Source organism: Butyricicoccus faecihominis, assembly GCF_024462775.1.
Taxonomy (GTDB): domain Bacteria; phylum Bacillota; class Clostridia; order Oscillospirales; family Butyricicoccaceae; genus Agathobaculum; species Agathobaculum faecihominis_A.
Genome location: NZ_JANGCE010000049.1, coordinates 1 through 23,145, shown reverse-complemented (window position 1 = coordinate 23,145; position 23,145 = coordinate 1). Strand labels below are relative to the sequence as shown.

General features: G+C 57.4%; 21 protein-coding genes. 15 read left to right on the top strand and 6 right to left on the bottom strand.

Going from position 1 to position 23,145, the window contains the following annotated elements; genetic code table 11:
- Nucleotides 1-1,514 precede the first annotated feature (1,514 nt).
- Nucleotides 1,515-1,757 carry an AbrB/MazE/SpoVT family DNA-binding domain-containing protein gene (locus NE562_RS16895; RefSeq protein WP_280963590.1) on the bottom strand — a complete coding sequence of 81 codons (243 nt, stop codon included), beginning with the start codon at nucleotides 1,755-1,757 and terminating at the stop codon, nucleotides 1,515-1,517.
- 1 nt (nucleotide 1,758) lies between these two features.
- Complete coding sequence (locus NE562_RS16890; protein ID WP_280963589.1) at nucleotides 1,759-2,091, bottom strand: hypothetical protein; 333 nt, start codon at nucleotides 2,089-2,091, stop codon at nucleotides 1,759-1,761.
- A gap of 161 nt (nucleotides 2,092-2,252) precedes the next feature.
- On the opposite strand from NE562_RS16890, the gene NE562_RS16885 reads away from it, so the two are divergent.
- The 3 genes from NE562_RS16885 (at nucleotide 2,253) to ybaK (ending at nucleotide 3,897) form a co-directional block, all read left to right on the top strand.
- Entirely contained in the window at nucleotides 2,253-2,606 is a 354-nt protein-coding gene (locus tag NE562_RS16885) for a helix-turn-helix domain-containing protein (RefSeq protein ID WP_280963588.1), read from the top strand.
- A gap of 369 nt (nucleotides 2,607-2,975) precedes the next feature.
- Nucleotides 2,976-3,260: a helix-turn-helix domain-containing protein gene (locus NE562_RS16880; protein WP_280963587.1), complete on the top strand. Its 285-nt coding sequence runs from the start codon at nucleotides 2,976-2,978 to the stop codon at nucleotides 3,258-3,260.
- 157 nt (nucleotides 3,261-3,417) lie between these two features.
- A complete protein-coding gene (gene ybaK / locus NE562_RS16875) occupies nucleotides 3,418-3,897 on the top strand; it encodes a Cys-tRNA(Pro) deacylase (protein ID WP_280963591.1) in 480 nt (159 codons plus the stop codon).
- On the opposite strand, the gene NE562_RS16870 is transcribed toward ybaK, so the two are convergent.
- Nucleotides 3,884-4,681, bottom strand: a complete 798-nt coding sequence (locus NE562_RS16870) for a hypothetical protein (protein ID WP_280963586.1) — start codon at nucleotides 4,679-4,681, stop codon at nucleotides 3,884-3,886. The two genes, ybaK and NE562_RS16870, sit on opposite strands and share 14 nt — an antisense overlap.
- 136 nt (nucleotides 4,682-4,817) lie before the next feature.
- On the opposite strand from NE562_RS16870, the gene NE562_RS16865 reads away from it, so the two are divergent.
- The 11 genes from NE562_RS16865 to NE562_RS16815 all read left to right on the top strand — a co-directional run bounded on the left by NE562_RS16865 (nucleotide 4,818) and on the right by NE562_RS16815 (nucleotide 18,121).
- Nucleotides 4,818-5,330: a YqeG family HAD IIIA-type phosphatase gene (locus tag NE562_RS16865; RefSeq protein WP_280963585.1), complete on the top strand. Its 513-nt coding sequence runs from the start codon at nucleotides 4,818-4,820 to the stop codon at nucleotides 5,328-5,330.
- On the top strand, nucleotides 5,323-6,198 hold the full coding sequence (locus NE562_RS16860; RefSeq protein ID WP_280963584.1) for a TIM barrel protein: 876 nt from the start codon (nucleotides 5,323-5,325) through the stop codon (nucleotides 6,196-6,198). Before NE562_RS16865 ends, NE562_RS16860 begins: the two co-directional genes overlap by 8 nt.
- A 117-nt stretch (nucleotides 6,199-6,315) precedes the next feature.
- Nucleotides 6,316-6,750, top strand: coding sequence for a type II 3-dehydroquinate dehydratase (gene aroQ / locus NE562_RS16855; protein WP_280963583.1), 435 nt, complete (start codon nucleotides 6,316-6,318; stop codon nucleotides 6,748-6,750).
- Nucleotides 6,747-7,811: an aminopeptidase P family protein gene (locus NE562_RS16850; protein WP_280963581.1), complete on the top strand. Its 1,065-nt coding sequence runs from the start codon at nucleotides 6,747-6,749 to the stop codon at nucleotides 7,809-7,811. Before aroQ ends, NE562_RS16850 begins: the two co-directional genes overlap by 4 nt.
- A complete protein-coding gene (locus tag NE562_RS16845) occupies nucleotides 7,808-8,566 on the top strand; it encodes a GNAT family N-acetyltransferase (protein WP_280963580.1) in 759 nt (252 codons plus the stop codon). Before NE562_RS16850 ends, NE562_RS16845 begins: the two co-directional genes overlap by 4 nt.
- A gap of 162 nt (nucleotides 8,567-8,728) precedes the next feature.
- On the top strand, nucleotides 8,729-9,664 hold the full coding sequence (locus NE562_RS16840) for a substrate-binding domain-containing protein (RefSeq protein WP_280963579.1): 936 nt from the start codon (nucleotides 8,729-8,731) through the stop codon (nucleotides 9,662-9,664).
- On the top strand, nucleotides 9,664-11,106 hold the full coding sequence (locus NE562_RS16835) for a sensor histidine kinase (protein WP_280963578.1): 1,443 nt from the start codon (nucleotides 9,664-9,666) through the stop codon (nucleotides 11,104-11,106). The genes NE562_RS16840 and NE562_RS16835 overlap by 1 nt, the downstream gene beginning before the upstream one ends.
- Nucleotides 11,107-11,109: 3 nt before the next feature.
- On the top strand, nucleotides 11,110-12,657 hold the full coding sequence (locus tag NE562_RS16830) for a response regulator (RefSeq protein WP_280963577.1): 1,548 nt from the start codon (nucleotides 11,110-11,112) through the stop codon (nucleotides 12,655-12,657).
- Between the two features lie 45 nt (nucleotides 12,658-12,702).
- The gene (locus NE562_RS16825) at nucleotides 12,703-13,242 is read left to right on the top strand and encodes a methylated-DNA--[protein]-cysteine S-methyltransferase (protein WP_280963576.1); all 540 of its coding nucleotides are present in this window, start codon (nucleotides 12,703-12,705) and stop codon (nucleotides 13,240-13,242) included.
- Nucleotides 13,243-13,418: 176 nt separating this feature from the next.
- The gene (locus tag NE562_RS16820; RefSeq protein ID WP_280963575.1) at nucleotides 13,419-14,510 is read left to right on the top strand and encodes an ABC transporter substrate-binding protein; all 1,092 of its coding nucleotides are present in this window, start codon (nucleotides 13,419-13,421) and stop codon (nucleotides 14,508-14,510) included.
- Between the two features lie 35 nt (nucleotides 14,511-14,545).
- The gene (locus NE562_RS16815) at nucleotides 14,546-18,121 is read left to right on the top strand and encodes an S-layer homology domain-containing protein (RefSeq protein ID WP_280963574.1); all 3,576 of its coding nucleotides are present in this window, start codon (nucleotides 14,546-14,548) and stop codon (nucleotides 18,119-18,121) included.
- Between the two features lie 133 nt (nucleotides 18,122-18,254).
- Here NE562_RS16815 and NE562_RS16810 read toward each other — a convergent pair whose 3' ends face one another.
- The 3 genes from NE562_RS16810 to NE562_RS16800 form a co-directional block, all read right to left on the bottom strand.
- Nucleotides 18,255-18,491: an HPr family phosphocarrier protein gene (locus NE562_RS16810; RefSeq protein ID WP_280963573.1), complete on the bottom strand. Its 237-nt coding sequence runs from the start codon at nucleotides 18,489-18,491 to the stop codon at nucleotides 18,255-18,257.
- Nucleotides 18,492-18,779: 288 nt separating this feature from the next.
- Nucleotides 18,780-20,108: an aspartate--tRNA(Asn) ligase gene (gene aspS, locus NE562_RS16805; RefSeq protein ID WP_280963572.1), complete on the bottom strand. Its 1,329-nt coding sequence runs from the start codon at nucleotides 20,106-20,108 to the stop codon at nucleotides 18,780-18,782.
- Nucleotides 20,109-20,249: 141 nt separating this feature from the next.
- A complete protein-coding gene (locus NE562_RS16800) occupies nucleotides 20,250-21,704 on the bottom strand; it encodes a lipopolysaccharide biosynthesis protein (RefSeq protein WP_280963571.1) in 1,455 nt (484 codons plus the stop codon).
- A 390-nt stretch (nucleotides 21,705-22,094) separates the two neighbouring features.
- Between NE562_RS16800 and NE562_RS16795 the strand changes: the two genes are divergently transcribed.
- Nucleotides 22,095-23,138, top strand: a complete 1,044-nt coding sequence (locus tag NE562_RS16795) for a sugar ABC transporter substrate-binding protein (RefSeq protein ID WP_280963570.1) — start codon at nucleotides 22,095-22,097, stop codon at nucleotides 23,136-23,138.
- Nucleotides 23,139-23,145: the final 7 nt, after the last annotated feature.

Sequence of the window (23,145 nt, the reverse complement as noted above, 5' to 3'; positions counted from 1 at the left end):
GGCGGTTATTCCCACCTCATCCCATTAGAGGGGAGGTGGTGCTTATGGTTACTTACGCAGAGCTGTTCCAGCTTCTGCTTGTGCTCATAGCATGCATTCAAATAATATTTTTTAGGATAATGGGCTACGGCCTGCCGGTCTGATCATTCAGATAAGCAAAAGAAAATGACCGCCCTCATTTCCCCATGAAGCGGTCATTTTCTTGACAATTTCTTGAGGGAGTAACCGTCAATCGGCTGCGCCCTCTTTATATCTCTAGTATACCCGCGCCAAGCGGGTTTGTCAAGTCATCCATAGGGGCGGGTTTTGCCGCTTGCTTGCGTAATTTGTCGGCATCTGCTATACTTTGTATAGGCGCAGCCGTGCCCAGCGGTTGGCGGTTATTCCCACCTCATCCCATTAGAGGGGAGGTGGTGCTTATGGTTACTTATGCAGAGCTGTTTCAGCTTCTGCTTGTGCTCATAGCATTTGCCGGTCTGATCATTCAGATAAGCAAAAGAAAATGACCGCCCTCACTACCAAATGATGCGGTCATTTCTTTTGACGTAAATTTTGGGAGTAACCGTCAACCGGCTGCGCCCCTTTTATATCTATAGTATACCCGCGCCGAGCGGGTTTGTCAAGCCGTCCATAGGGGCGGTGTTTGCCGCTTGCTTGCGTAATTTGTCGGCATCTGCTATACTTTGTATAGGCGCAGCCGTGCCCAGCGGTTGGCGGTTATTCCCACCTCATCCCATTAGAGGGGAGGTGGTGCTTATGGTTACTTACGCAGAGCTGTTCCAGCTTCTGCTTGTGCTCATAGCATTTGCCGGTCTGATCATTCAGATAAGCAAAAGAAAATGACCGCCCTCAATCTCACCTGATGCGGTCATTTCTTTTGACTAAAATCTAACGGGAGTAACCGTCAATCGGCTGCGCCCTTTTTCTATCTTCAGTATACCCGCGCCGAGCGTGTTTGTCAAGTCATCCATAGGGGCGGGTTTTGCCGCTTGCTTGCGTAAATTGTCGGCATCTGCTATACTTTGTATAGGCGCAGCCGTGCCCAGCGGTTGGCGGTTATTCCCACCTCATCCCATTAGAGGGGAGGTGGTGCTTATGGTTACTTATGCGGAGCTGTTCCAGCTTCTGCTCATAGCGTGCATTCAAATAATATTTTTTAGGATAATGGGCTACGGCCTGCCGGTCTGATCATTCAGATAAGCAAAAGAAAATGACCGCCCTACCCTTCCAAAAGCAAACGGTCATTTCTTTTGACGTAGATTTTGGGAGTAACCGTCAATCGGCTGCGCCCTTTTTATACCTATAGTATACCTCGCGCCGAGCGTGTTTGTCAAGCCGTCCATAGGGGCGGTTTTTGTTTTGCTTACGATAAAATGCGACTGGTGGTTCGCTCCGCTCACAATGGAATGCGCGGCAGTAGCCGCGAGCGGCCGCGTGGGGTCACGCGGCCCTACGCAAGGGTGGAAAGCTCGCCGTTGTGAAAGGCGGGTGCCCCACCCCGCCGCAGTATCGGCTTACAAAGTTGCAAGTTCCTCCTTGCAGTGCTTACATATGTATTTGCCATCAAATAAAATTACATTACTAGCATTGCCACAAAATACACAACCGGGTTCGTACTTTTTCAGTATAATTAGATCGCCGTCTACGAAAATCTCAAGTAAACTATTTATCTGAATATCTAGGGTTCGTCGTAGCTTCATGGGAATAACAAGACGGCCCAATACGTCTAGTTTACGTACAACGCCAGTAGATTTCATGTTATAACCCCTCTTTTAATATTTTATCTTCAACTACTTTCTTCAAATCAGCTTGACTCATATTGTTCTCGGCTAATAATTGCATTAATATAATGACTGCTGAAATCATGGATTCAATAATTTGTTCGTCAGTTAGTTGACTTGTCATACATATTAATTGTTCGCATGCAAGTAATGCTGCCGAGTTAGGATTGCTGCATTGAAAACTTAATACCATTCTATCAATAACTTCACCGATGGATAATTCTAAGGATTCTACATCTTTTTGCAAGCAACGGTATGTTTGGTTTAAAAGCGTTACTTCAATCGTTGTAAGCTGAGCTTGTTCTGACATTTGAGTTACTCCTTTACGGCAACAAAAACGAATGTTTACAAATAGGCAAATTGCCTATTTAAATATAATATATTATAACCACATAGGCGATTTGCCTATGTGGATTGTTTTCAATTAAACTATATTCCGGTAAAATAAGTTTATTAAAGGTGGTGAGCTTTATGGTTCCGCATGAAGTGGATTTTAAAAAGATAGGCGCAAGAATTAGAAAGCTGCGTATTAAACAGGGACTTACACAAAGTGAACTTGGGGAAATGATCGGTTGCTCCAATAACCATTTAAGTCATGTGGAGACAGCACAGAATAAAGTGTCGTTGACATTGCTCCTGCGTCTTTCCTATGCTTTGGAGATAAGCCTTGATTATTTCCTGCTGGATACGCCGTTTGCACGACCGGAAGCGATAATCAATACCGAAATTGCGGGGAAACTGTCTCGGTGCTCATCAGCAACGCTTGTCGCGGTAAGCCGCATGATAGACACACTATTGGAACAGCAAGATAGCATGTCTGAGTAATTTAAGATATAAGATATCCTAGGGCCTGTCGCAAAATGGAAAAATACTTGATTGTCATTCTGAACGAAGTGAAGAATCTCGCGCGAACGCGCGGATATGCGTGGAAATCGCGCGTTCGCGCGAGATTCTTCGTCGCTTTGCTCCTCAGAATGACAAGGTTTAAGGGCGTTTTTTTATTTTGCAACAGGCCCGTTTACTTGTTTTTCCGCGCAATGCTAATAGCATTCATGAGTTATAACTCCTACCCTAAATATTGTTTCCGCGCTTGCTTGAGAATACATAGTTACCCTGATAAAAGGATACCCTATAATATGGGGAATGTCAAGAAGGTAGTCCGTTGATACAATAACACCAATAGGAGGTGAGCACGTGGACGATTTTAAAAGTATAATTAGTTATAAAACACAAGAATACGGTAATATCAAAGTAAAGCTGGCAGAAATGCTGGAAGCTAAAGGCATTACAAGAAATCGCTTGCGAACGCTTACCGGTATTAAATACGAAGTAATTGATCGCTACTATAAAGCAGCTAATATTGAAATGGTAGATTTAGATTTCTTTTCAAAAGTATGCTTTGTTCTCGATTGTGAAATTCAAGAATTACTAGAATACCAACGGCCAAAAGCAAAAGAAGACGATTCAGATGTCTCATGACATATTGAATCGTCTTCTTTTGTTGTTAGAAAAGGCATAAACGCTATAACGATATAATAAGGAGAAATTCGGTGTTTTTTCTTTCCCTATTCTTGCATTTTTCGTTCAAACGGCCTATAATGGGGAACGGATTTGTATGAAAAAGGGGAGCGGCACGATGCCTTTGGTCAAAACGAATGTGATGCGGATATTGGAGCAGCATAAGATACCGTATACTGCGCATGAATATCCCCATGGCAAGGACGCGGTGGATGGGGAAACGGTCGCGCGGATGCTGGGGCAGGATCCGGCGCGCGTGTTCAAAACGCTCGTCGCGCGCGGCAAATCGGGCGGTTACCACGTGTACGCCGTGCCGGTGGACAAGGAACTCGATTTGAAGAAAGCGGCCAAAGCGGCGGGCGAAAAGGCGGTGGAGCTGATCCACGTGAAGGAGCTGCTGCCGCTTACCGGTTATGTGCGCGGCGGCTGCTCGCCGGTGGGCATGAAAAAAGCGTTTTCCACCGTTTTCGACGCTTCCGCCGCGGCGCAGGAGACTATAATGGTATCGGCTGGAAAAATCGGCTATCAGGTGGAGTGCGCGCCGCAGGCGCTGGCCGCCCTTGTCCGCGCGGCCTTCGCGCCCGTCACGGCAGATTAAGCAGCCGTTCGGCGTCCGGGTAGAGCGCGAACACCGTGCGCACCCCGCAGCCGGATAATTGGGCCAGCTTGGCTTGCATGGTCGTGTCGTCGTCGAACAAGACGAAATGCGCGCGGCTGTTTTCATCCGTGTATGTAAAATATTTGGCGCACAGCTCGCGCGAAAAAAAGGTTTGCGAGCCGGTGCGGTTCAGCAGCGCCTGCCGTTCTTCCGGCGAAAGCACGGTGCCGTCCGGTGTTTCGGAGGGCAGCACAAAATCGCTGGATACCGGGTGCAAAAAAGCCGCGATGCGCTTTGCGCCGTACATGCCCTGCAAGGAGGAGACCCGCTCGGTCAGGCTGCCGCCTGAAATAGCGGTATCCACCGTCAGCGTGGCGTGCTGCACAGCCTGTCTGCTGGCAATGGGCACGTAAAAAGGTATGTCCGCTTCAAAAAGCGCCTTGTCGACAGCGGCGAGCAGCTCGCGGCATACCGGAACGTCGCGTTCAAAGTCCGCGAATACGCCGAGCGCTTCCGTGCGTTTGGCCTCGTAGGTCAGGTCGGCCGCGATGCGCGGGGCGTTTACCGTTTGCAGCTGGCGCGGTAGGTCGCATAGGCCGAGATAGCTGCGCGCCTTGGCGGTGGGCAGTTGTGTGCGGCGCAGCGCGCCGTTTTCAGTCACGCCAAGGCAAAGGTGAAGCACCTTCAAGCCGCTTCCCGCCGCGCGCGCCGTATCCCGTCCGGTGCAAACCAGTACCATATTGTCGGTGAAATTCATGATCCGTTTCCCTCCGTTGACATCCATATTATTCGGGTGTATGATTTGCCGCCCCTTTTCGCTTTAGGGGTGTGCGCTGAAACCACTGGACTTTATTTTTAAAATCCCTTACAATACAAGATATATGTTGCATTTCGATTATTGAGAACGCAGGAGACACCGAATGAGCCTTTTGATTCCCGATTATGTTTTTGATTCGATCTATGAGATCACACCGGCGCTGCTCGCTGCCAGCGGCGTGCGCGGCGTGCTGTTCGATCTGGACGGCACCATCGCTTCGCACAAGGCGGCCCTGCCGCCCGAAGCGCTCGCGCCTTTCTTCCGCACGCTGACCGATGCGGGCTACCCGGTGCTGGTTTTTTCCAATAACCGCGACCGGCGCGTCGCGCCGTTTTGCCGCGCGCTGGATATTCCGTTTATCAGCCGCGCGGGCAAGCCCTTACAGCGCGGCTTTAGGCGCGCCGCCGCGCAGCTTGGGCTGGAACCCCGCCAGCTCGCCATTGTCGGCGACCAGATTTTTACCGATGTGTTCGGCGGCAACCGCGCGGGCGCTACCACCTGCTACGTGCAAACGCTGGACCGCCGCTATTTTTGGGTCAATTTTCGCTACCAGTTCGAGCGGGGCTTTATCTCACGCGGACAAAAGCGCATGAAAGCGAGGGGCGGCCATGAGTGACACGCCAAAGTTCGGCCCCGCCGGCAATTCGGAATCGTTTGCCAAGGCGGGCTTTAAGGAAAGCCGCGACGCGCCCGCGTGGCTTGCCAAAATGGGGCTGACCGCCTATGAATACCAGTGCGGACGCGGCGTGCACGTCGGCCCGGAGACCGCCGCCAAGATCGGCGCGGCCGCGCGGGAAAACGGGATCGCCATGAGCGTGCACGCGCCGTATTTCATCAACCTTTCCTCCGAGGAACGCGAGCGCATGGAGAAAAACATCCAGTACGTGCTGGACGCCGCGCGGGCGGCGCATCATTTGGGCGCGTCCCGCATCGTCGTGCACTGCGGCGGGCAGGGCAAGCTGACGCGCGACCGCGCCATGCGCAATTCGCATAAAAATGTGCGCGCTATTTTGGAAGCGCTAGACGCGGCTGGGCTGGGCCATATCACGGCGTGTCTGGAAACCATGGGCAAAAAAAGCGTGATCGGCTCGGCCGAAGAGGTGTGCGAGCTTGTCGCGGCGGACGAACGCCTGCTGCCCTGCATCGATTTCGGGCATTTGAACGCGCGCACCGGCGGGCGGATGAACAGCGCGGACGCGGTAAAAACCCTGTTCGACCTGATGGAGCGCACCATCGGCCTAGACCGCACGCGCCGTTTCCACGCGCATTTTTCCCACATCGAATATAATGACAAGGGCGAAATTCGCCACCTGACTTTTGAAAACGATCCCGGCTTTGGCCCGGATTTTATCCACGTCGCCCGCGAGACCGCGCGCCGCGGCTACGCGCCCACCTTCATCTGTGAATCCGCCGGCACCCAAGCCGAGGACGCTTGTTCCATGAAGCTTTGCTTCATGGAACAGTTAGTAGTTAGTAATGAGTAATTAGTAATTGTGGAATCGGCCTTAGGCCGATAAATCAAATGATCGCGCTTTGCGCGATTCCTTAATTCCTAACTACTAATTCCTAATTCCAAATTAAAAAGAAGGGGTTTTTCAGATATGAAAAAAATACTATTACTGCACGGCCCGAATTTGAACCTGACCGGCATGCGTGAACCGGGCGTGTACGGCACGGAAACGCTGGCCGCCATCAATGCCGAAGCGGTGGCGAAGTGCGAACGCTTGGGCATGCAGTGCACGGTGTTCCAGTCTAATTCGGAGGGCGCGCTGATCGACCGCATCCACGCCGCGCGCGAGGAATGCGCGGCCATCATCATCAACGCGGGCGCGTATACGCATTACAGCTATGCCATACGCGACGCGATCGCGGCGGTGCGCCTGCCCTGCGTGGAGGTGCATCTTTCAAACGTGCACGCGCGCGAGGAGTTCCGCCATCAGTCGGTGCTCGCGCCCGTCTGCGCGGGTGTGATCGCGGGCTTCGGCAAGCACAGCTATCTGCTCGCCATCGACGCGGTAAAGGCGATCTTGGGATGAGAAAAGAAGAATTACAGGCGCTTTTGCGCGGCGCACCGTTCGATGCGATGCTGCTCACGGGCGAGGTCGCCCGCCGCTACGCCACCGGCTTTCCCTCCACGGCGGGCGTGGCCTATGTTTCTCGCTGCCGCGCGGTGTTTTATACGGATTTTCGCTATGTCGAAGCGGCAAAGGCCGCTATTTCGGATTTTGAGGTGCGCGAGATCGGCGGCGGCCTGACCTACAGCGCGGTCATCAACGACCTGATCGACGAGGACCATGTAAAAAAGATCGCCCTAGAGGACCGCACGCTGACGCACGACGCTTACACCCGCTGGAAGCGCGCGCTGCACGCGGAGGGCGTGCGCCTTGGCGCGCGGCTCGAAGCCCTGCGCCAAACCAAGGATGATGAAGAGGTGACCAATATCGTCGCCGCCCAGCGCATCGCCGAGCAGGCGCTGGAAGAGGTGCTGAACGATATCCGCGTCGGCGTATCCGAAAAGGAGATCGCCGCGCGCCTGACCTATCTGATGCTGCACTACGGGGCGGAAAACATGTCGTTCGATCCCATCGTGGTTTCGGGTAGGAACAGCTCCAAGCCGCACGGCGTGCCGACGGAAAAGACGCTGGAAAACGGCGATTTTATCACCATGGATTTTGGCTGCATCGTAAACGGCTATTGCTCGGATATGACGCGCACGGTCGCCCTTGGCTCCGTGACCGAGGAGATGCAAACCGTGTACGATACCGTGCTTTCCGCGCAGCTCGCGGGCATCGCGTGCGCCAAGGCGGGCGTGCCCGGCCGCGAGGTGGACGCGGCGGCCCGCCGCGTGATTGAGGAAGCGGGCTACGGCGAAGCCTTTGGCCATAGCTTTGGCCACGGCGTTGGTCTGGAAATACACGAAGGGCCGAACGCTTCCTCCGCCGCTGTCGATCCGCTTCCCGCGGGCGCTATCGTCACGGCGGAGCCCGGCATTTATCTGCCCGGCAAATTCGGCGTGCGCATCGAGGATATGCTCTACGTGATCGAGGATGGCTGTATCAACCTGACCGAAGCGCCAAAGGGACTGATGATTTTATGATTATTGAGATAAAAGCTCCGGGAACGGTCGCCCCGCTGGTTCGCAACTGGCGGGAAACCATGCTTTGGTCCTACTTGGAGGGCCGCATGGGGCGGGCGTTCGCGCCCGAGGGGGGCGCCGCGCGCTCCGCTATGATCTGCGTGGCTGATTTCTACTGCTTCGCAGGCGCGCCGGACGCCGAGCTCGCCGCGTTTGATCCGCCGGGGGCCTCGCCCTCTGCGGTTCTGGTGCCGCAGAACGCGGGCTGGGCGCGTGCGATCGAGCGCGCCCGTCCGGGGGCGAAGCGCATTACCCGCTATGCGTTTCAAAAGCGCGATACCTTTGACCGGGACAAGCTCCGCCGCATGACGGCGCTGCCGCAGGGCTTTGCGCTTTGCCCGATGGATGAAAAGCTATACCACGCGGCCCGGGCGGAAGAATGGAGCTTTGATCTGGTCTCGCAGTATCCTACCTATGCGGATTATGCCGCGCATGGGCGCGGCTTTGCCGCCACCGAAGGGGAGGCGCTGGTCTGCGGCGCGTCCAGCTATACGGATTGGTCGGGCGGTATCGAGATCGAGGTGGACTGCCGCCCGGATCGCCGTCGCCGGGGCCTTGCGCGGGCGTGCGCCGCCGCTTTGATGCTGGACCAGCTTGCGCGCGGCCTGCACCCCTCGTGGGACGCGGCAAACGAAATTTCCGCGCATCTGGCCGATACGCTGGGCTACGAGCCCGCCGGGGCCTACCCCGCGTTTGAAATAGACCTTCCTGTTTGATCTCTGACGATAGAGCGGCCCCGGCGTTACGAAAATAACGCCGGGGCCGCTTTTGCGCCTTCAAACAAGCGCGCCGGAATATGGTTCCAGACGAACCATGCTTGCATTTATCGCGGCGGCATGGCAAGATAGTATCAGTAAGAAAAACGGGGTGGGGTATCGATGAGGATGCAAAAGCGGTTGGCGGGCTGCGTGTGCCTACTGGCATTCACTGCCGCGCTTCTGGCGGCGTGCTTGCTTCGGCCGCAGATGGCGCCGGTGAAAACGCCGGTGATGGGCATTGTGTATACCGCGTCGGAGGACGATTGGAAGGACGAGCAGTTCCGCCTTCTAGGCGAACAGGCCGAGGCGCACGGCTTTGACCGCATGGTCATGCAGGCCATGCGGACGCAGCAATCGCAGATCGACGCGATCCGGGCGCTGGTCGTGTACCGAGTGGATGTAATCGTGTTTTCGCCCGTGGTGCAGAGCGGGTGGGACAATGTGCTGCGCGAAGCCGCGGAAGCGAACATTCCGGTCATCACCGTGGATAAGACCGTTACCCAAGGCGATGCGCGCGCGCAGGTCAGCTATGTCGGCTTTCCCTATCGCGCGCTGGCCAAACAGGCGGCAAAACGCCTGCTGAGCGAAAAAAACGATACGGTGGCCGAACTGTACGGCACGCTTAATTCCTCCGGCGCGCAGGAAATGTCGCGCGGCTTCCGCGAAGGCATGGAGCAGAGCGGGCAGGAGCTGAAATACAGCCTCTGCGGGGATTTTCTCCGTTCGCGCGGCTATGAGCTGATGGAGACCTTTGAGCAGGAATATCCGCACATCGGTCTTGTGGTCTCCCAGAACGACGCGATGGTGCTCGGCGCGGTGGATTACTTAAAGGAACACGGTCTGCGGCCCGGTACGGATATCCGCATCTGCGCCTTCGGCGGCGGGGAAGAGGTGTTGGGCTGCTTGGCGCGCGGCGAGATCAATTTGGTGGCGGTGTGCGATAATCAGGCGCTCGCGCACGAGACCGCGCACGCGGCGCTTAAACTGCTTGAGCACCCGGAAACGCCGCTCTGGAACGAGGTGCGCGCCGAGCTCCTGCCAAAGGAGGCGGCCTGATGCGCGTAAAAAAAGAAAAGCGGGATAGCGGCCACAGCATTCGGGGCATTTTAAAATATTCCTATACCACCATCATCGCAAGCCTGACCGTGCCGCTGGCGGTTTTGCTGCTGTTTGTGCTGGCCTTTGTGCACCAATACGGCGCGGTGATAGAAAATATCGCCCGCGCGGCGGAGGCGCAGACGGTGGCCCAGCAGGAATTGCCGGATGAAATATGGCAGATTGTATCCGGCCGCCAAAAATTCGAGCAAGGCCGGCAGGGCGCGCAGATACAGCAGCTGCGCGGTCTTTTGCAGATTATGGAGCGCGGCGCGTCCGATAAGCAGCGGCAATACCTAAACGCGGCGGGGCGCGCGGCCGATACGATTGAGCATTATCTCGAGGTGCTGGGCGCGCAGACCGCGCAGGGCGGCGCGGTCAGCCGCAATGAAAACCTGTATCACGAAATCGTGAGCGTGACCGGACTGACCGCGGATATGCTAAGCCGCTACACCACGGAAGCGATCGATGAAATGGCAAGGCTCAACGGGCGCATTCGCTCGGTCGCGCTCGCCATGGCGGCGCTCGTCATCCTGCTGCTGGGCCTTGTGGCGCGCGCGGCGGTCCGCTCGTATCAGCAGGTGGACCGTTCCATCCGCGCGCCCATTTTGCAAATGGAAAAAATGGCCGCGCGCATCGCGCAGGGCGACCTGAACGCTCGCGCGCCCGCGCCCGAAATCGCGGAGCTGTACCGGCTGGCCGTCGATTTAAACCGCATGGCCGAGCAGCTAGACCGCCTGATCGGGGAGCAGGTCGAGCATGAAAAGAACATGAAAAAAGCCGAACTGCGCGCGCTGCAAGCGCAAATCACCCCGCATTTCGTCTATAACACGCTGGAAACCATTGTTTGGCTGGCGGAGGAGGAGCGAAACCGCGAGGTCGTCGAAATGACCATGGCTTTTACCGATTTTTTGCGCATCTCGCTCAGCGGCGGGCAGGATTTTATCTCCGTCGCCAAGGAGGAACAGCATGTGCGCAGCTATTTGATGATTCAAAGCGTGCGCTACGGCAGCGTCATGCGGTATGAAATCGATATCGACCCGGCGCTGCAAAGCTGCCGCATGCTCAAGCTGATGCTGCAGCCGCTGGTGGAAAACGCCATCTACCACGGCGTCAAAAACAAGCGCGGGCGCGGGTTGATCCGCATCACCGGCAGGCGTGAGAACGGCTGGATGCGCTTTGCGGTGGAGGATAACGGCATCGGCATGACGGAGGAAGCGCTTTTCGCGCTGCGCGGCCGTTTGCAGCGCGGGGAGGAATCCGGCAGCTACGGCCTGCGCAATATCACGGAGCGGCTGCGGCTGTACGGCGGCAAGGGCCTGTTTATCGACAGCGAGCAGCTGCGCGGCACGCGGGTGGAATTTTTGCTGCCCACCGTGCCGGAAAACTGGGAGGGGGACTAAACGATGCTGCATGTTTTTGTAGTGGACGATGAGGAGATCATCCGCACGGGCATCCGCAACGCGCTGGAAAAAACGGCGGGGCAATTTCATTTTGCGGGCGAAGCGCCGGATGGAGAAATGGCGCTTCCCGCGCTGCTGGAGATCAAACCGGATATTCTGATCACAGATGTGCGCATGCCGTTTATGGACGGGCTGGAGCTGGCCGAGCTGGTGCGCAAATCCATGCCGTGGATGCGCATCATCTTTCTGAGCGGGCACGATGAATTTGAGTACGCGCAGCGCGCGGTCTCCCTGCGGGTGGACGCGTATATCCTAAAGCCGGTGGATTCGCAGAGGCTGCTCTCCATTCTGGAACAGACCGCGTCCCGCATCGAGGAGGAGCGCCGGGCGCTGCGCGCCGCCGCCCAGCACACCGAACGCCAGCAGCAAGAACGCGAAATCCTGCGCGAGCACTTTTTAAGCGAGCTGCTGACCGGCGGCGTTTCCCCGGCCCACGCGATCGACCGGGCGCGGGAATGGAATTTGCCGCTGACCGCGCGGCAGTACGTGGTTCTGCAGGCCGTGTGCGGAACGGATGGCAAGGTGCGCCGCCAGATCCGCGCGGTGCTGGGCCATATGTTCGACGAAGCGGACGACGTCGTTTGGTTCTTTGAGGGTAACGAACGCTTGGTGCTGCTCGTGCTGGGCGAGGAAAGCGAGGCCGTGCGCGACCGCGCCTATGCCGTCGCGCAGGGCGTGCGCCACGAGCTGGAACAGGTCGCCGCGATCGACTGCAAGATCGGCATCGGCGGCGTGACCGACCGGCTGAGCGGCCTGCCGGGTTCGTACCGGCAGGCGCGGCAGGCCGCGTTTGAAATGAAGCATATGCTGGCGGGCATCGCCGGTTATGGGGATTTAAACGAGACGCCCGAGCGGGGCTTTGATTTTGCCGCCAACGTGCCGCTGGCCGAAAAGCTGCGCCACGCCGGGCGGGAGGATATCCCGGCGCTGGTGGACGCGTACTTCGGCGCGGTGCGGGAAAACGATATGCAAAGCGTTTTATACCGCTATTATTTGCTGATGGACCTGCTCGTGACCGCCGCCAGATTGGACAGCGAAAACGCGGGCTGGGAGCAAAACCCGCAAACCGTTCTGCGCGCCGCCGAAACGTGCGAAAGCACGGTCGGCTATGCCAAGGAAGCGCTCGAACGGCTGATCGGCAGCCGCGCCGCCAGCGGCAAAGTGCGGTACGCGGAGGAGATTCAGCGCGCCAAGGAGTACATCACCGCCCACTATGGCGACGAAGGGCTGAGCCTGCACACGGTGGCCGCGGCTGTCGGCTTCAGCCCCAACCATTTTTCCACGGTGTTTTCCCAGCAGACCGGCGAAACCTTTGTCGAATACCTGACGCGTGTGCGCATCGACGCGGCCAAGGATATGCTGCGCGCGAGCGGCGCGAAAATGAGCGATATCGCGTTCGACGTGGGCTATCACGATCCCAATTATTTCAGCTACATCTTCAAAAAGCACACGGGCGCTTCGCCGCGGGAATACCGCGCGGGGTGCCAATAAGAAACAGAAATGCCGCTTGGCATACGGGAGCAAGGAGGCTGCCATATGTTTTTTTCGACCAGATACCCTTCTCCGGTCGGGTTGCTCACGCTGGCGTGCGATGGTGCGCATTTGACGGGGCTTTGGATGGAAGGGCAAAAATATTTCGGCGGCGCCATTCCAGAACCAATGACGGAACGGGACGACCTGCCGGTGTTCCGCGCCGCGAAAAATTGGCTGGACCGGTATTTCGCTGGGGAAAAACCTGAAATTTCAGAGCTGCCGCTGCACCCCATCGGCGGCGAATTTCGTCAGGAAGTGTGGAAGATTCTGTGCGAGATTCCGTATGGAGAAGTCGTAACCTACGGCGACATTGCCAAAAAGATGGCCGCCAAAAAGGGCAAGAAAACCATGTCCAGTCAGGCGGTGGGCGGTGCCGTGGGACATAACCCCATTTCCATCATCATTCCTTGCCACCGGGTAGTCGGCGCAAGCGGAAGCCTGACCGGTTATGCAGGGGGTGTGGATAAAAAGGTGAAGCTACTCGCATTAGAGGGCGTCGATATGTCCCGCCTGTTTATTCCGACAAAAGGGACCGCGCTTTGAGCAGGGCGCGCCCCGCTCTATGAAAATCTTCTCGTAAAAAAACAAAGAAAATTCCGACGCGGCGGCGATATCGGAATTTTTCTCGTAAGCCGTTCGATAGCGGCGGGACCTGTATCATTGATATAATCATGCTGCAAGGGAGACTGTGCCTTTTCAGCCAGAGGAGGAGGCGAAAAATGAAAGGGTCGATACGGCGTTTGCTGTGCGCCTTGTCCGTTTTGCTGCTGGCGGGCTGCGCGGTAACGGGGGATCGTGGGCGGCAAACGGCGGCGCGGGAACAAACGGCCCCGTCGGAGGCTTCCACGGCACAGACGGGTGGCAAGCTGACGATTTACAGCGCGCTGCCGGAGGAGGAGCTGCCGGTTTATTTACACGCTTTCACTAAGGATACCGGCATTGAGACCGTGTGCACGCGCCTGTCCGCCGGCGAAATGATGCTGCGGGCCGAAGCCGAGCGGGAAGCGCCGCAGGCGTCCGTTTTGCTGGGCGGCTCGTCGGACTTTTACCGGTACGCCGCGAAAAGCGGCCTGCTGGAGCCCTACCAAAGCCCGGAGCTGCAAAACGTACCGGACGCCTACCGCGACCCGGACGGCTATTGGACGCCTATTTACATCGGCGTGATCGGGTTCGCCTGCGATCAGGAATGGTTCGAGGAAAACGGCCGGCCCTATCCCCGCGTGTGGGACGATCTGCTGGACCCCGCGCTTGCCGGGCGCATCGTGATGGCGTCGCCCGAGACCTCGGGCACCTCCTACAATGTGCTGGCGGCGCTGGTGCAGAAGCTGGGACAAACGCAGGCTTGGGATTACTTTACGGCGCTTGACCAAAACATCGCTTATTACACCCGCAGCGGCCTTGCTCCGGTCGAGGCGGTGAAAAAGGGCGAGGCGGCGGTTGGTATCGTGTTTTCCCACGACGGGCGGCGCGCCGCGCTGGACGGTTATCCGGTCGAACTGTGCTATCCCGATGATGGAACGGCGCTGGAGATCGGCGCGTGCGCGCTTACCTGCGGCGGCTCGCAGGAGGAAACACAAAATGCCAAGGCGTTTATCGACTGGATGCTTTCGCAGCGTGGGCAGGAATGCTATATCGAAGCGAAAAGCTGCCGCCTGCCGGTCAACGCGGCGGCGCGAACGGCGGACGGTCTCCCCGCGCCGGGCGCTCTGAATGTCATCGAATCCGACTGGGAATGGGCGGGCGCGGTGCAAAAGGAGCTCAGCCGTGAATTTTGCACCCGTATGGAACGTGCGCGGACGCCGGTGGAGTGAAAACCATGCAGGCAAAGAGAAGAGGAGAAGATGAAATGGAAAAGCGGTTATTGCTCAAAAAAAGAATATGCAGCTTTTTAGTGGCGTGCGCGATGCTGCTGGCGATCGTGCCGGTGCAGGCGCTCGCGGTCAACGAGGAGAACGGCCCCAAGTCGTTTTTGGCCGGGCCCTTTATGCTCGCCCCCAAGACCGACGGCGTCGTGGTCACATGGGAGCTGGACAAGGCGATGAAATCCACCATTGCATACGGCCCCTCGGCGGATCAGATGAAGACCGTCGACGTGCCGGTAGAGGAGGGCGAGCCGTTTCAGGGCGTGCCGATGCATATGTACCGCGCCCGCCTGACCGGCCTGACGCCGGATACGCGCTATACCTACAAGGTGACGGCGGAAAACGGCGAATCGGTCGAAGGCTCCTTCCGCACGCTTCCGGTCAACGCGGAGGAGATCCGCTTTGTGGTGATGAGCGACAGCCACCGCTTTGAAACGGCCGAGCAGGTCTCCGCGGCGATTGCGAAGTTTGATCCGCACTTTATCCTGCACACCGGCGACACGGTAGAGGGTACGGGCAGCCAGAAGGATCAGTTCGCTTATATCTTCCGCAACGCGGGCGATTTCCTGCACCACTACCCGGTTGTGTTCAATAGCGGCAACCACGATTACGGCACGTATTTCGATGAGTACATCTCCAAAACGCAGAAGGAACAGTACCACTCTAACGAAAACGGCCGCAACGTTTCCTTCAACGTGGGCGGTCTGCACATCACGATGGTGGACTCGAACCCGTGGAGCCTGTTCGAGCTGAACTCCTCTTCGGGCGGCAGCGTCGACCCGGCTACCAAGAAGCTGGTAGAGGATTCGCTGAATTGGCTGAAGGACGATCTGGCTTCGCCGGAAGCGAAAAACGCAACCTTCCGCGTGCTGACCATGCACCATCCCTATGAGGACGACCTGACCCGTAAGTATATCCCGCCGATCGCGGAGGCGGGCAATGTGAACATTATGTTCGCGGGCCACACGCACGAATATTCGCGCGGTGTTTCGGCCGATCCGACGCGCGGCGCAAAGACCCTGTATGTGACGCAGGGCGACGCCCGTATCGGCGACAGCAAGATCAATCTGGGTAAGGACAACGAGCGGCCCAATGAAAACTTTGCCGAGATCCTTGCGACCGGCAAGGGCGACATGATCGAATGCACGGTAAAGGGCGATGTGCTCACTTACTCGAACATCGGCCTTTCCGGCGGCGAGGAAAAGGTCGTGGAAACGGTTTCGCTGTTTAGCGGCGAACCCTCGCTGCAATACGAGGACATTTCGATCACGCCGGATTCCGTTCTTTCGGGCGCGACCGTAAAGATCTCGGCCAAGGTGACCAACACCGGCAAGGGGCTGGCAACGGCCGCTTTCCGGATCAACGACAACGGCAAGGACCGCTATCTCTACAACTTCGGCGATAAGGCGACCAGCCGCGTGATCGCGCTCAACCCCGGCGAGAGCAAAACGCTTTCCGGCGAACTGGAGCTGGTCGAGCTTGGCAAGCACACCCTGAAGATGGAGGGCTACTCCAAAACCGTGGAGGTGGGCTTCCGCAACGCGACCTATTCGTACGACAACCTGCGCGTCAAGCTGGGCGACGGCGAAACAAGCGACCTGACGAGCGATAAGATGCACGTGAAGGCGGATGTGAAGAACATCGGCAACGAGACCGGCACGGCGGAGCCGCAGCTCATGATCAATGGGCAGGCGGTCGGCGCCGAATCGGTATCGATCGGCGCGGGCGAAACCAAGACGGTGGAATTCACCTATACCTTCCCCATGGGCGGCGATTACGAGGTGCGCATCGGCGATTCCCCGGCGCAGACCGTGTCCATTCTGGGCGAGATACAGGGCGTGCCGGTCGTTCGCGACCAGTCCGGTATGGGGAACGACGGCCTGATTCGCGGCAACCCGACGCTGGTTCAATACAACGGCGGCTACGGCCTGTCGCTGGACGGCGTGGACGACTATGTGGAGATTCCGGATAGGCAGAATTACGTGGTGGACGACGGCGTGACCGGCATGGTCTGGGCCAATATCGACCGGCTGGCACAGGCCGGCGAGTGGGATCACAACCCGCTGCTGATGAAGGGCTCCTCCATCAGCTATGGCACGAACTACCTGTACCGCATGGCCGTGCGCCAGACGGGCATGGTCACCTACGGCATCGGCTTTAACAACGACAACGGCGAATATTTCTGGAACGATGATGATTCCATCCCCGGTGCGGGCGTGCAGCTCGGCGAGTGGGTGCAGTACGTGGGCGGCTTTGACCGCGCGACCGGCGGCACCAGCTGGGAAAACAACAAGCAGTCCGGCTCGATCGCGGCGCCTGATTTTGATTCCGAGATCAAGAATTGGCCGGGTTCGTCCATGTATGCCGGGTTCTCATTCCACCGGCATCTGCTGCCCGAACGAGGCCGCGGCAAGACCTACACGATGCTGACGGGCGATATCGGACAAATTCGTTTCTACACGACCAAGCTCAGCGCGGAGGATAACGCGAAGATCTACGGCGCGCCCGCGGCAAAGGGCCCGAAGAGCGACAAGCTGGTCGTTTGGCTGGATTTTGATCCCAAGAATATCGTTCTGGACGGCAAGCATACGACGGATTGGCGTCCGGTAACAGGTAGCCTCAAGAGCCTGTCGTTTGAGACCGGCATACAGGGCGCGGCCACGGCCAAGGTAACGGTCGAGACGTCGGACGACGGCAAGACCGTGGCGGGCAGCAAGAAGGCCGATTTGGCAAACGGCAAGGGCACGGTCGACCTATCCGATCTGGGCGAAGTGAAGTATGTGCGCGTGGTGACCGACCTGCATTCCTCCGTGGGCGAGCAGGCGACCGATATGCCGGTCATCAAGTCCTATGTGATCGAAGCGGGCAACAAGAACAGCTGGAGCACGCTCAGCGCCTTTAACAAGGGCACCTTTGAAGGCGCCGCCGGTTACCAGCCGACGGACTGCTTCAAGGATTACGCGGCCGATTTTGACGATTACTCCGGCGCGGCCGATGTAACGGCGGAAGCCACCGGCGAAGCCGGCGGCAAGGTCGGGGCGGATGTGCCGCAGAGCCACTGGGCTTACGGCAGCATTCAGAAAATGATCGAAAACGGCGTGGTCAGCGGCGACGCGGAAACCGGCAAGATCCGCCCGGACGAGACCATTACCCGCGAAGAGGTTGCCAAGGTCATTCTGAGCACGCTGAACATTCCGGTCAGCGAAACCGGGACGATCGCGGCGGGCGACCGCTCCTCCCGCTGGGCCAAGGATATTTTGGCGACGGCTAAAACCGCCGGTATCATGAAGGGCGACGAAAACGGCCATATGCACGGGCAGGACAACGCGACCCGCGCGGAGGTCGTCACCATGATCGCCCGCGCGGCGGAGATCACGAGCGACGACGCAAGCGCGCTCGATAAGTTCGCGGACGCTTCGAGCATCCCGGGCTATGCGAAAGCGGGCGCCGCGGGCATGGTGCAAAAGGGCATGCTGAACGGCTATGAGGACGGCAAGCTCCATCTGGAGCGCCCAATCCTGCGCGCGGAAACCTTTGCCCTGCTGGCAAAGCTTCTATAAATACGCCCACATACAAAGGCCCCGGCGTTACGAACCGTAACACCGGGGCCTCAGGCTGTCAAAAAATAATTTTTTACAGCCTGAAAAAGCGCCCAAACCAATGGTTTGGGCGCTTTTTATGTGCGGGTATGTGTTAGTCGTCGATTTCGAGATAATCCTCAAGATCCTTGAACAGCGCGGTGGGATCTACGTCGTCCTCGAGCACGATCTGCAGGGGCTCGTTGAGCGAGAGCAGGAACATGCCGAGCAGGCTCTTGGCGTCTACCATGCCGCTCTTGCCGTGGATCCAGATATCAAAGCCGTACTTGGTCACGATCTTGTTGATCTGCTGGATATCATCGGTGTTCTTAACGCGAATGCTTCTGGTCATATTACTTTACCTCCTAACAAGTATATCCATTCTTGTTTCTGCTTTCATTATAGCATAAAAACGCGGAAAAGAAAGCACTTTTTATTCGATTTTGCATTTTCATCATTTTAGAGATGCGGGAGCGGCCGAACACCGACGCTCTGTGCAGCATGCACAAATAGCGCGACAGTGTTTTGTGAAATATGCGAAACTCCATTCTCGCTATATAAATTTCTTGCGCAATCACCCTCCGCGCAAAACGCGGGAAACACCCCTATCGATCGAAAGCGTGGCTTCGGTCGAATGCTTTTACGGCTCCAGTCGATTCATATCGCGCGGGAACATGGAGGCGTCGCGCACGTTGCCGAGACCGAGCAGCTGCATCGTCAGCCGTTCCAGACCGATGCCGAGACCGCCGTGCGGCGGCATGCCGTATTTGTGCAGGATGGTGAAGGATTCAAACAACGTTTCGTCCATCTTGCGGGCGCGCAGCTTGTCGATCTGTTCCTGATAATCGTGGATACGCTGTCCGCCGGTGGTCACCTCAAGGCCGCGGAACAGCAGGTCGAACGACAGGGCAAGCGTCTTGTCCTCCTCGTCGTCCTTGGCGTAGAACGGGCGCTTGGCGGAGGGGAAGTGGGTGACGAATACAAATTCGCTGCCGTGCGTTTCCTTGGCCCAGTTGCACAGCATGACCTCTTCGTCCGGGTTCAGGTCGTAACGGTTCTTGGATTTGTGGCCGTATTTCTCCTGCATGATCTCCTTGGCTTCGTGGAAGCGCACGGAGGGGATGTCCTTCACCTCGGGTACGTCGGCCTTCAAAAGGGCGAGCTCCTCGGCGCAGCTCTCCTTCACATACTGCATGACAAAGCGCAGCATGCCGGTCTCCATCTGCATAACGTCGTACATGGAATCAATATAGGCCATTTCAAAGTCCAGACCGATATATTCGTTTAAGTGGCGCGACGTATTGTGGCGCTCGGCGCGGTATACGCTGCCGATCTCGAATACGCGGCCAAACGCGCCCGCGAGGTACTGCTTATGGAATTGAGGCGACTGCGCCAGATATGCCTGCTGGCCGAAATAGTCCAGCTTGAACATGTTGGCGCCGCCCTCCGCGCCGGCCGCGACCAGCTTGGGCGTGTGGATGTGGGTGAAGCCCTGCGACTTCATATATTCGGCAAAGCCGTCCGCGATCGCGCCCTGCACGCGGAATACCGCCTGCTTAATGGGGTGGCGCAGCGTGACCGGCCGCAGCGGCAGGTCGACGTCGAGCGAAAGCCCCATGTATTTCTTGCCCAGCGGTACAGGCAGCTGTTCATAGGGTCTCGCAAGGATATTGATCGCGCTCAGAACTACCTCCACGCCGTGCTCGGCGCGGGGTTCCTCATGCACCTTGCCGGTCACTTCGACGACCATGGCGTCGCGCACGTCGGCGCGCTGCGTTTCGCCCAGCGCGTCGCCTTGGAAGGTGCACTGGATCAGGCCGCGCTCCACGCGGACGATGATAAACGCGAAATCCGACATGTCGCGCACGCGGTGCACGGTGCCGCGAAAGGTGACTTCGCCGCCGACGCTGGCCCGCACATGGGCGACCGTGTCGACATACTGCTTGGGATCGGATACAAATTCTATCATTTTATAACGCCTCTCTAATCAGCATTTTTATATAGAGTGATAATACAGAGTAATATTATACCACAGGATGACTGTTTAGACAAGTTTTTGCGTGAAAAAAGCGCTCTCCACAGCAAAAACTGCGAAGAACGCTTTGGTATTTTACAGTCGTCTCTTAAGCCTTGCCAAAATGGCCGCGAATTCGGCCTTGGCCTCGCCGGAAAGGACGATGGTCACCGCATAGGTCAGGCCGCCCGCGCATACCGCGAGCGCCAACCGGATCAGGTTGCCGAACGGCAGCAGCGTGCACGCAAAGGCCGCCGCGCCGCAGAGGAGCGAGCATACCACGATGCGGACCAGCGAGCTTGCCGGCACATGGAACAGAAAGCGCCGCCTGACGCGCGCGCTGGTGATGATAAAATAGAACGCAAACGCAATGATGGAGCCCATGGCGCCGCCGGTAAAGCCGCACAGCTTCAAAAGCGCCAAGCTGCACACCACCTTGACGACCGCCGCCGCCGCGCTGTTTTGCAGCACGTGAATGGTGGACTGTTCAAGCTCGTACGCCTTGTTGGCGTATTCGGTGAGACCCATAAAAAGCATGGCAAGCGCGGTGTAGGCGATCACGCTCGCGCCCGCGTCGTATCCTTCGGCAAAGAGGAAGCGGGAAAGCGGCAGGGAAACCGCCGTAAGTCCGGCGACGGCGGGGGCCGCGATTAGCAGATACAGCCGCACGCCCTGATCGAGCAGGGGCTTCGCGGCGTTCACGCCGCCCTCGCGCCAGCCGCGCAGCACCGCCGGGTACACGCCGCGCATGATGCCGACCGATATCATGGTAAAGATGCCCGAAGCGATCGAGTTGTTGGAATTGTAAACGCCGAACAGCTCCTGCCCGTAAAAGCCGGTGACGAGGTAGCGGTCGATCATGTTTAAAAGCGCGACCGCGATCGAAACGCCCATGAGGGGCACGCCGTAGGCAAAAAACTTTTGCAGCAGCGGCTTGGAAAAGTACCGAAGCCGCGCGACCGCGGGGATGGAGAGCGCGATCACCGCGCCAATGCCCGCCACGCCGTCCGACAGCGTGTTCGCCAAAATGGCGGGGGCGGGGGACGGATAGTTAGACGAGCCGTGCACGATGAGGTAGGCGATCAGCAGCTTGCAAGAGGCGGAGACTAAGCTTAAAACGATCGAAGCCCGCATGCGTCCGAGCTGAATCAGCGCGGCGTTCAGTATTTGAAAGATCGTATAGCTGAAAAACATGAACGCGCCGCCGATCCAGATCGGGTCGCGCGTTACCGCCGCGGCAACGCCGCTGAAAACCGCCGCCGCGCCGCAAATGAGCAGATATATGGTGGATACCGTGGAAAAGAGCGCGCTGCCGCGGTCCTTGTGGTATTCCTCGCCGACATAGCGGGTCGCGGCGTTCGCCATCCAGCCCGCTAAGATCAGGTAGCATAGCTGCACGGTCGTATTGACGATGCCGAACGCGCCCACCGCGCTTTTGGTGAAAATATGCGTATAGAGCGAGGAACACGCGATCACCAGCAGCCCTTCCACTACCTTAGCGGGCAGAAAGAGCATCGCGTCGCGCGTCATGGTGTTTTTCTTTGCAGGCAAAACGGTTTGCCACTCCTTTGCCGGAATCGCCCTTTGCCAACCATATCCAGAAAGGCCGGGCGCATATCCGCATAATTACAATCAGTATACCATAAAACCCTACACTTGACAATGCTGTGAGGGATGCGGGTATAAAAACTTGTGCTATTCGCACAAAAAATGAAAGAATAGTTCTACGCCGAATTATATCGACTATTAATAAAATACTTAAAATAAACATTGACTTTTTACGTGGATACGTTAAAATAACAATAACCTTTAAATTAACGGCGATAAAAAGGAGGTGAATCCGGGCAAGGCACAGCGCGCGTTTCTCTGGACATGAAACCGTATGATCCGGGTAAGAGAGCGGATCATGAAACCTTGACAATGGAAAGTGAGTGAAGAGCAATGAGTAAGAGAATGTTTGCAAAATCGATCGGTTTGGTAGCGGTAAGTCTTAGCGTTTTGCTTTCTGGCTGCGCGGGGGGCGGAACCGGCGGTGGTACGGAAAAAGAGGCCGGCGGCGACAAGCCCGCGGGCGATACGATCAAGGTCGGCGTGGCCAACCGCACGTTTAAGGAATCCGCCTATCTGTTCATGCAGCAGGGCTCGGAGGCAAAGGCCGAGGAATACGGCAACGTGCAGATCGATTGGCAGGCCTGCGATCTGAACATCGCCAACCAGAAAAATATTGTGGAAAACTTCATCAGTCAGGGCTACGACGCGATCGTGATCGAGCCTTGCGACTCGGTTTCTATGGTGCAGCAGGCCCGCGAGGTGCGGGACGCCGGCATCAGCCTGATCTTTATTGAGCAGAAGATGGACGGCATTGCACCGGATATTTGGATCACCGGCAACAACTATCAGCTCGGTTGCTTGCAGGTCGAGGATTTTGTAAAGCGCTGGGGCGAGGATCAGCCCGCCAAGTGCGTCATGCTGGCCGGTTCGGACGGCGACTACGCGGCCGAAGAGATCAAACGCGGCGTGCAGGAAACGGTTGCCAAGTATCCGAATCTGGAACTGGTGTTCGAGCAGACGATCCAAGACTGGGACCGCGAAAAAGCAATGAAGTCCATGGAGGACGCGATCTCCGTGCACGGCGACGCGATCAACGCGGTTTTCGCGGCGAACGACGGCATGGCGCTCGGCGCGTACAAGGCGGCGCAGAACGCGGGGCTGGAAAAGGATATGTACTTCTACGGCGGCGATAACGATCAGGAGACCAACGAAATGATCCTATCCGGCGCGGAGAACATTTTTGTGGTGGACCGCGGTTCGTTCAGCCATGGCGAAATGATCACCACGGCGGCGGTGCAGCTGGTAAGCGGCGAGGAGCTGACCTTTGACGAGACCGACGCGGACGACTACAAATGCAAGTGGGCGCAGCTGACCATGGTCGGCTATGACAATCTAGAGCCCAGCAAGATCAAGTTCCCCGAGCTGTTCGAGTGATCCGGCG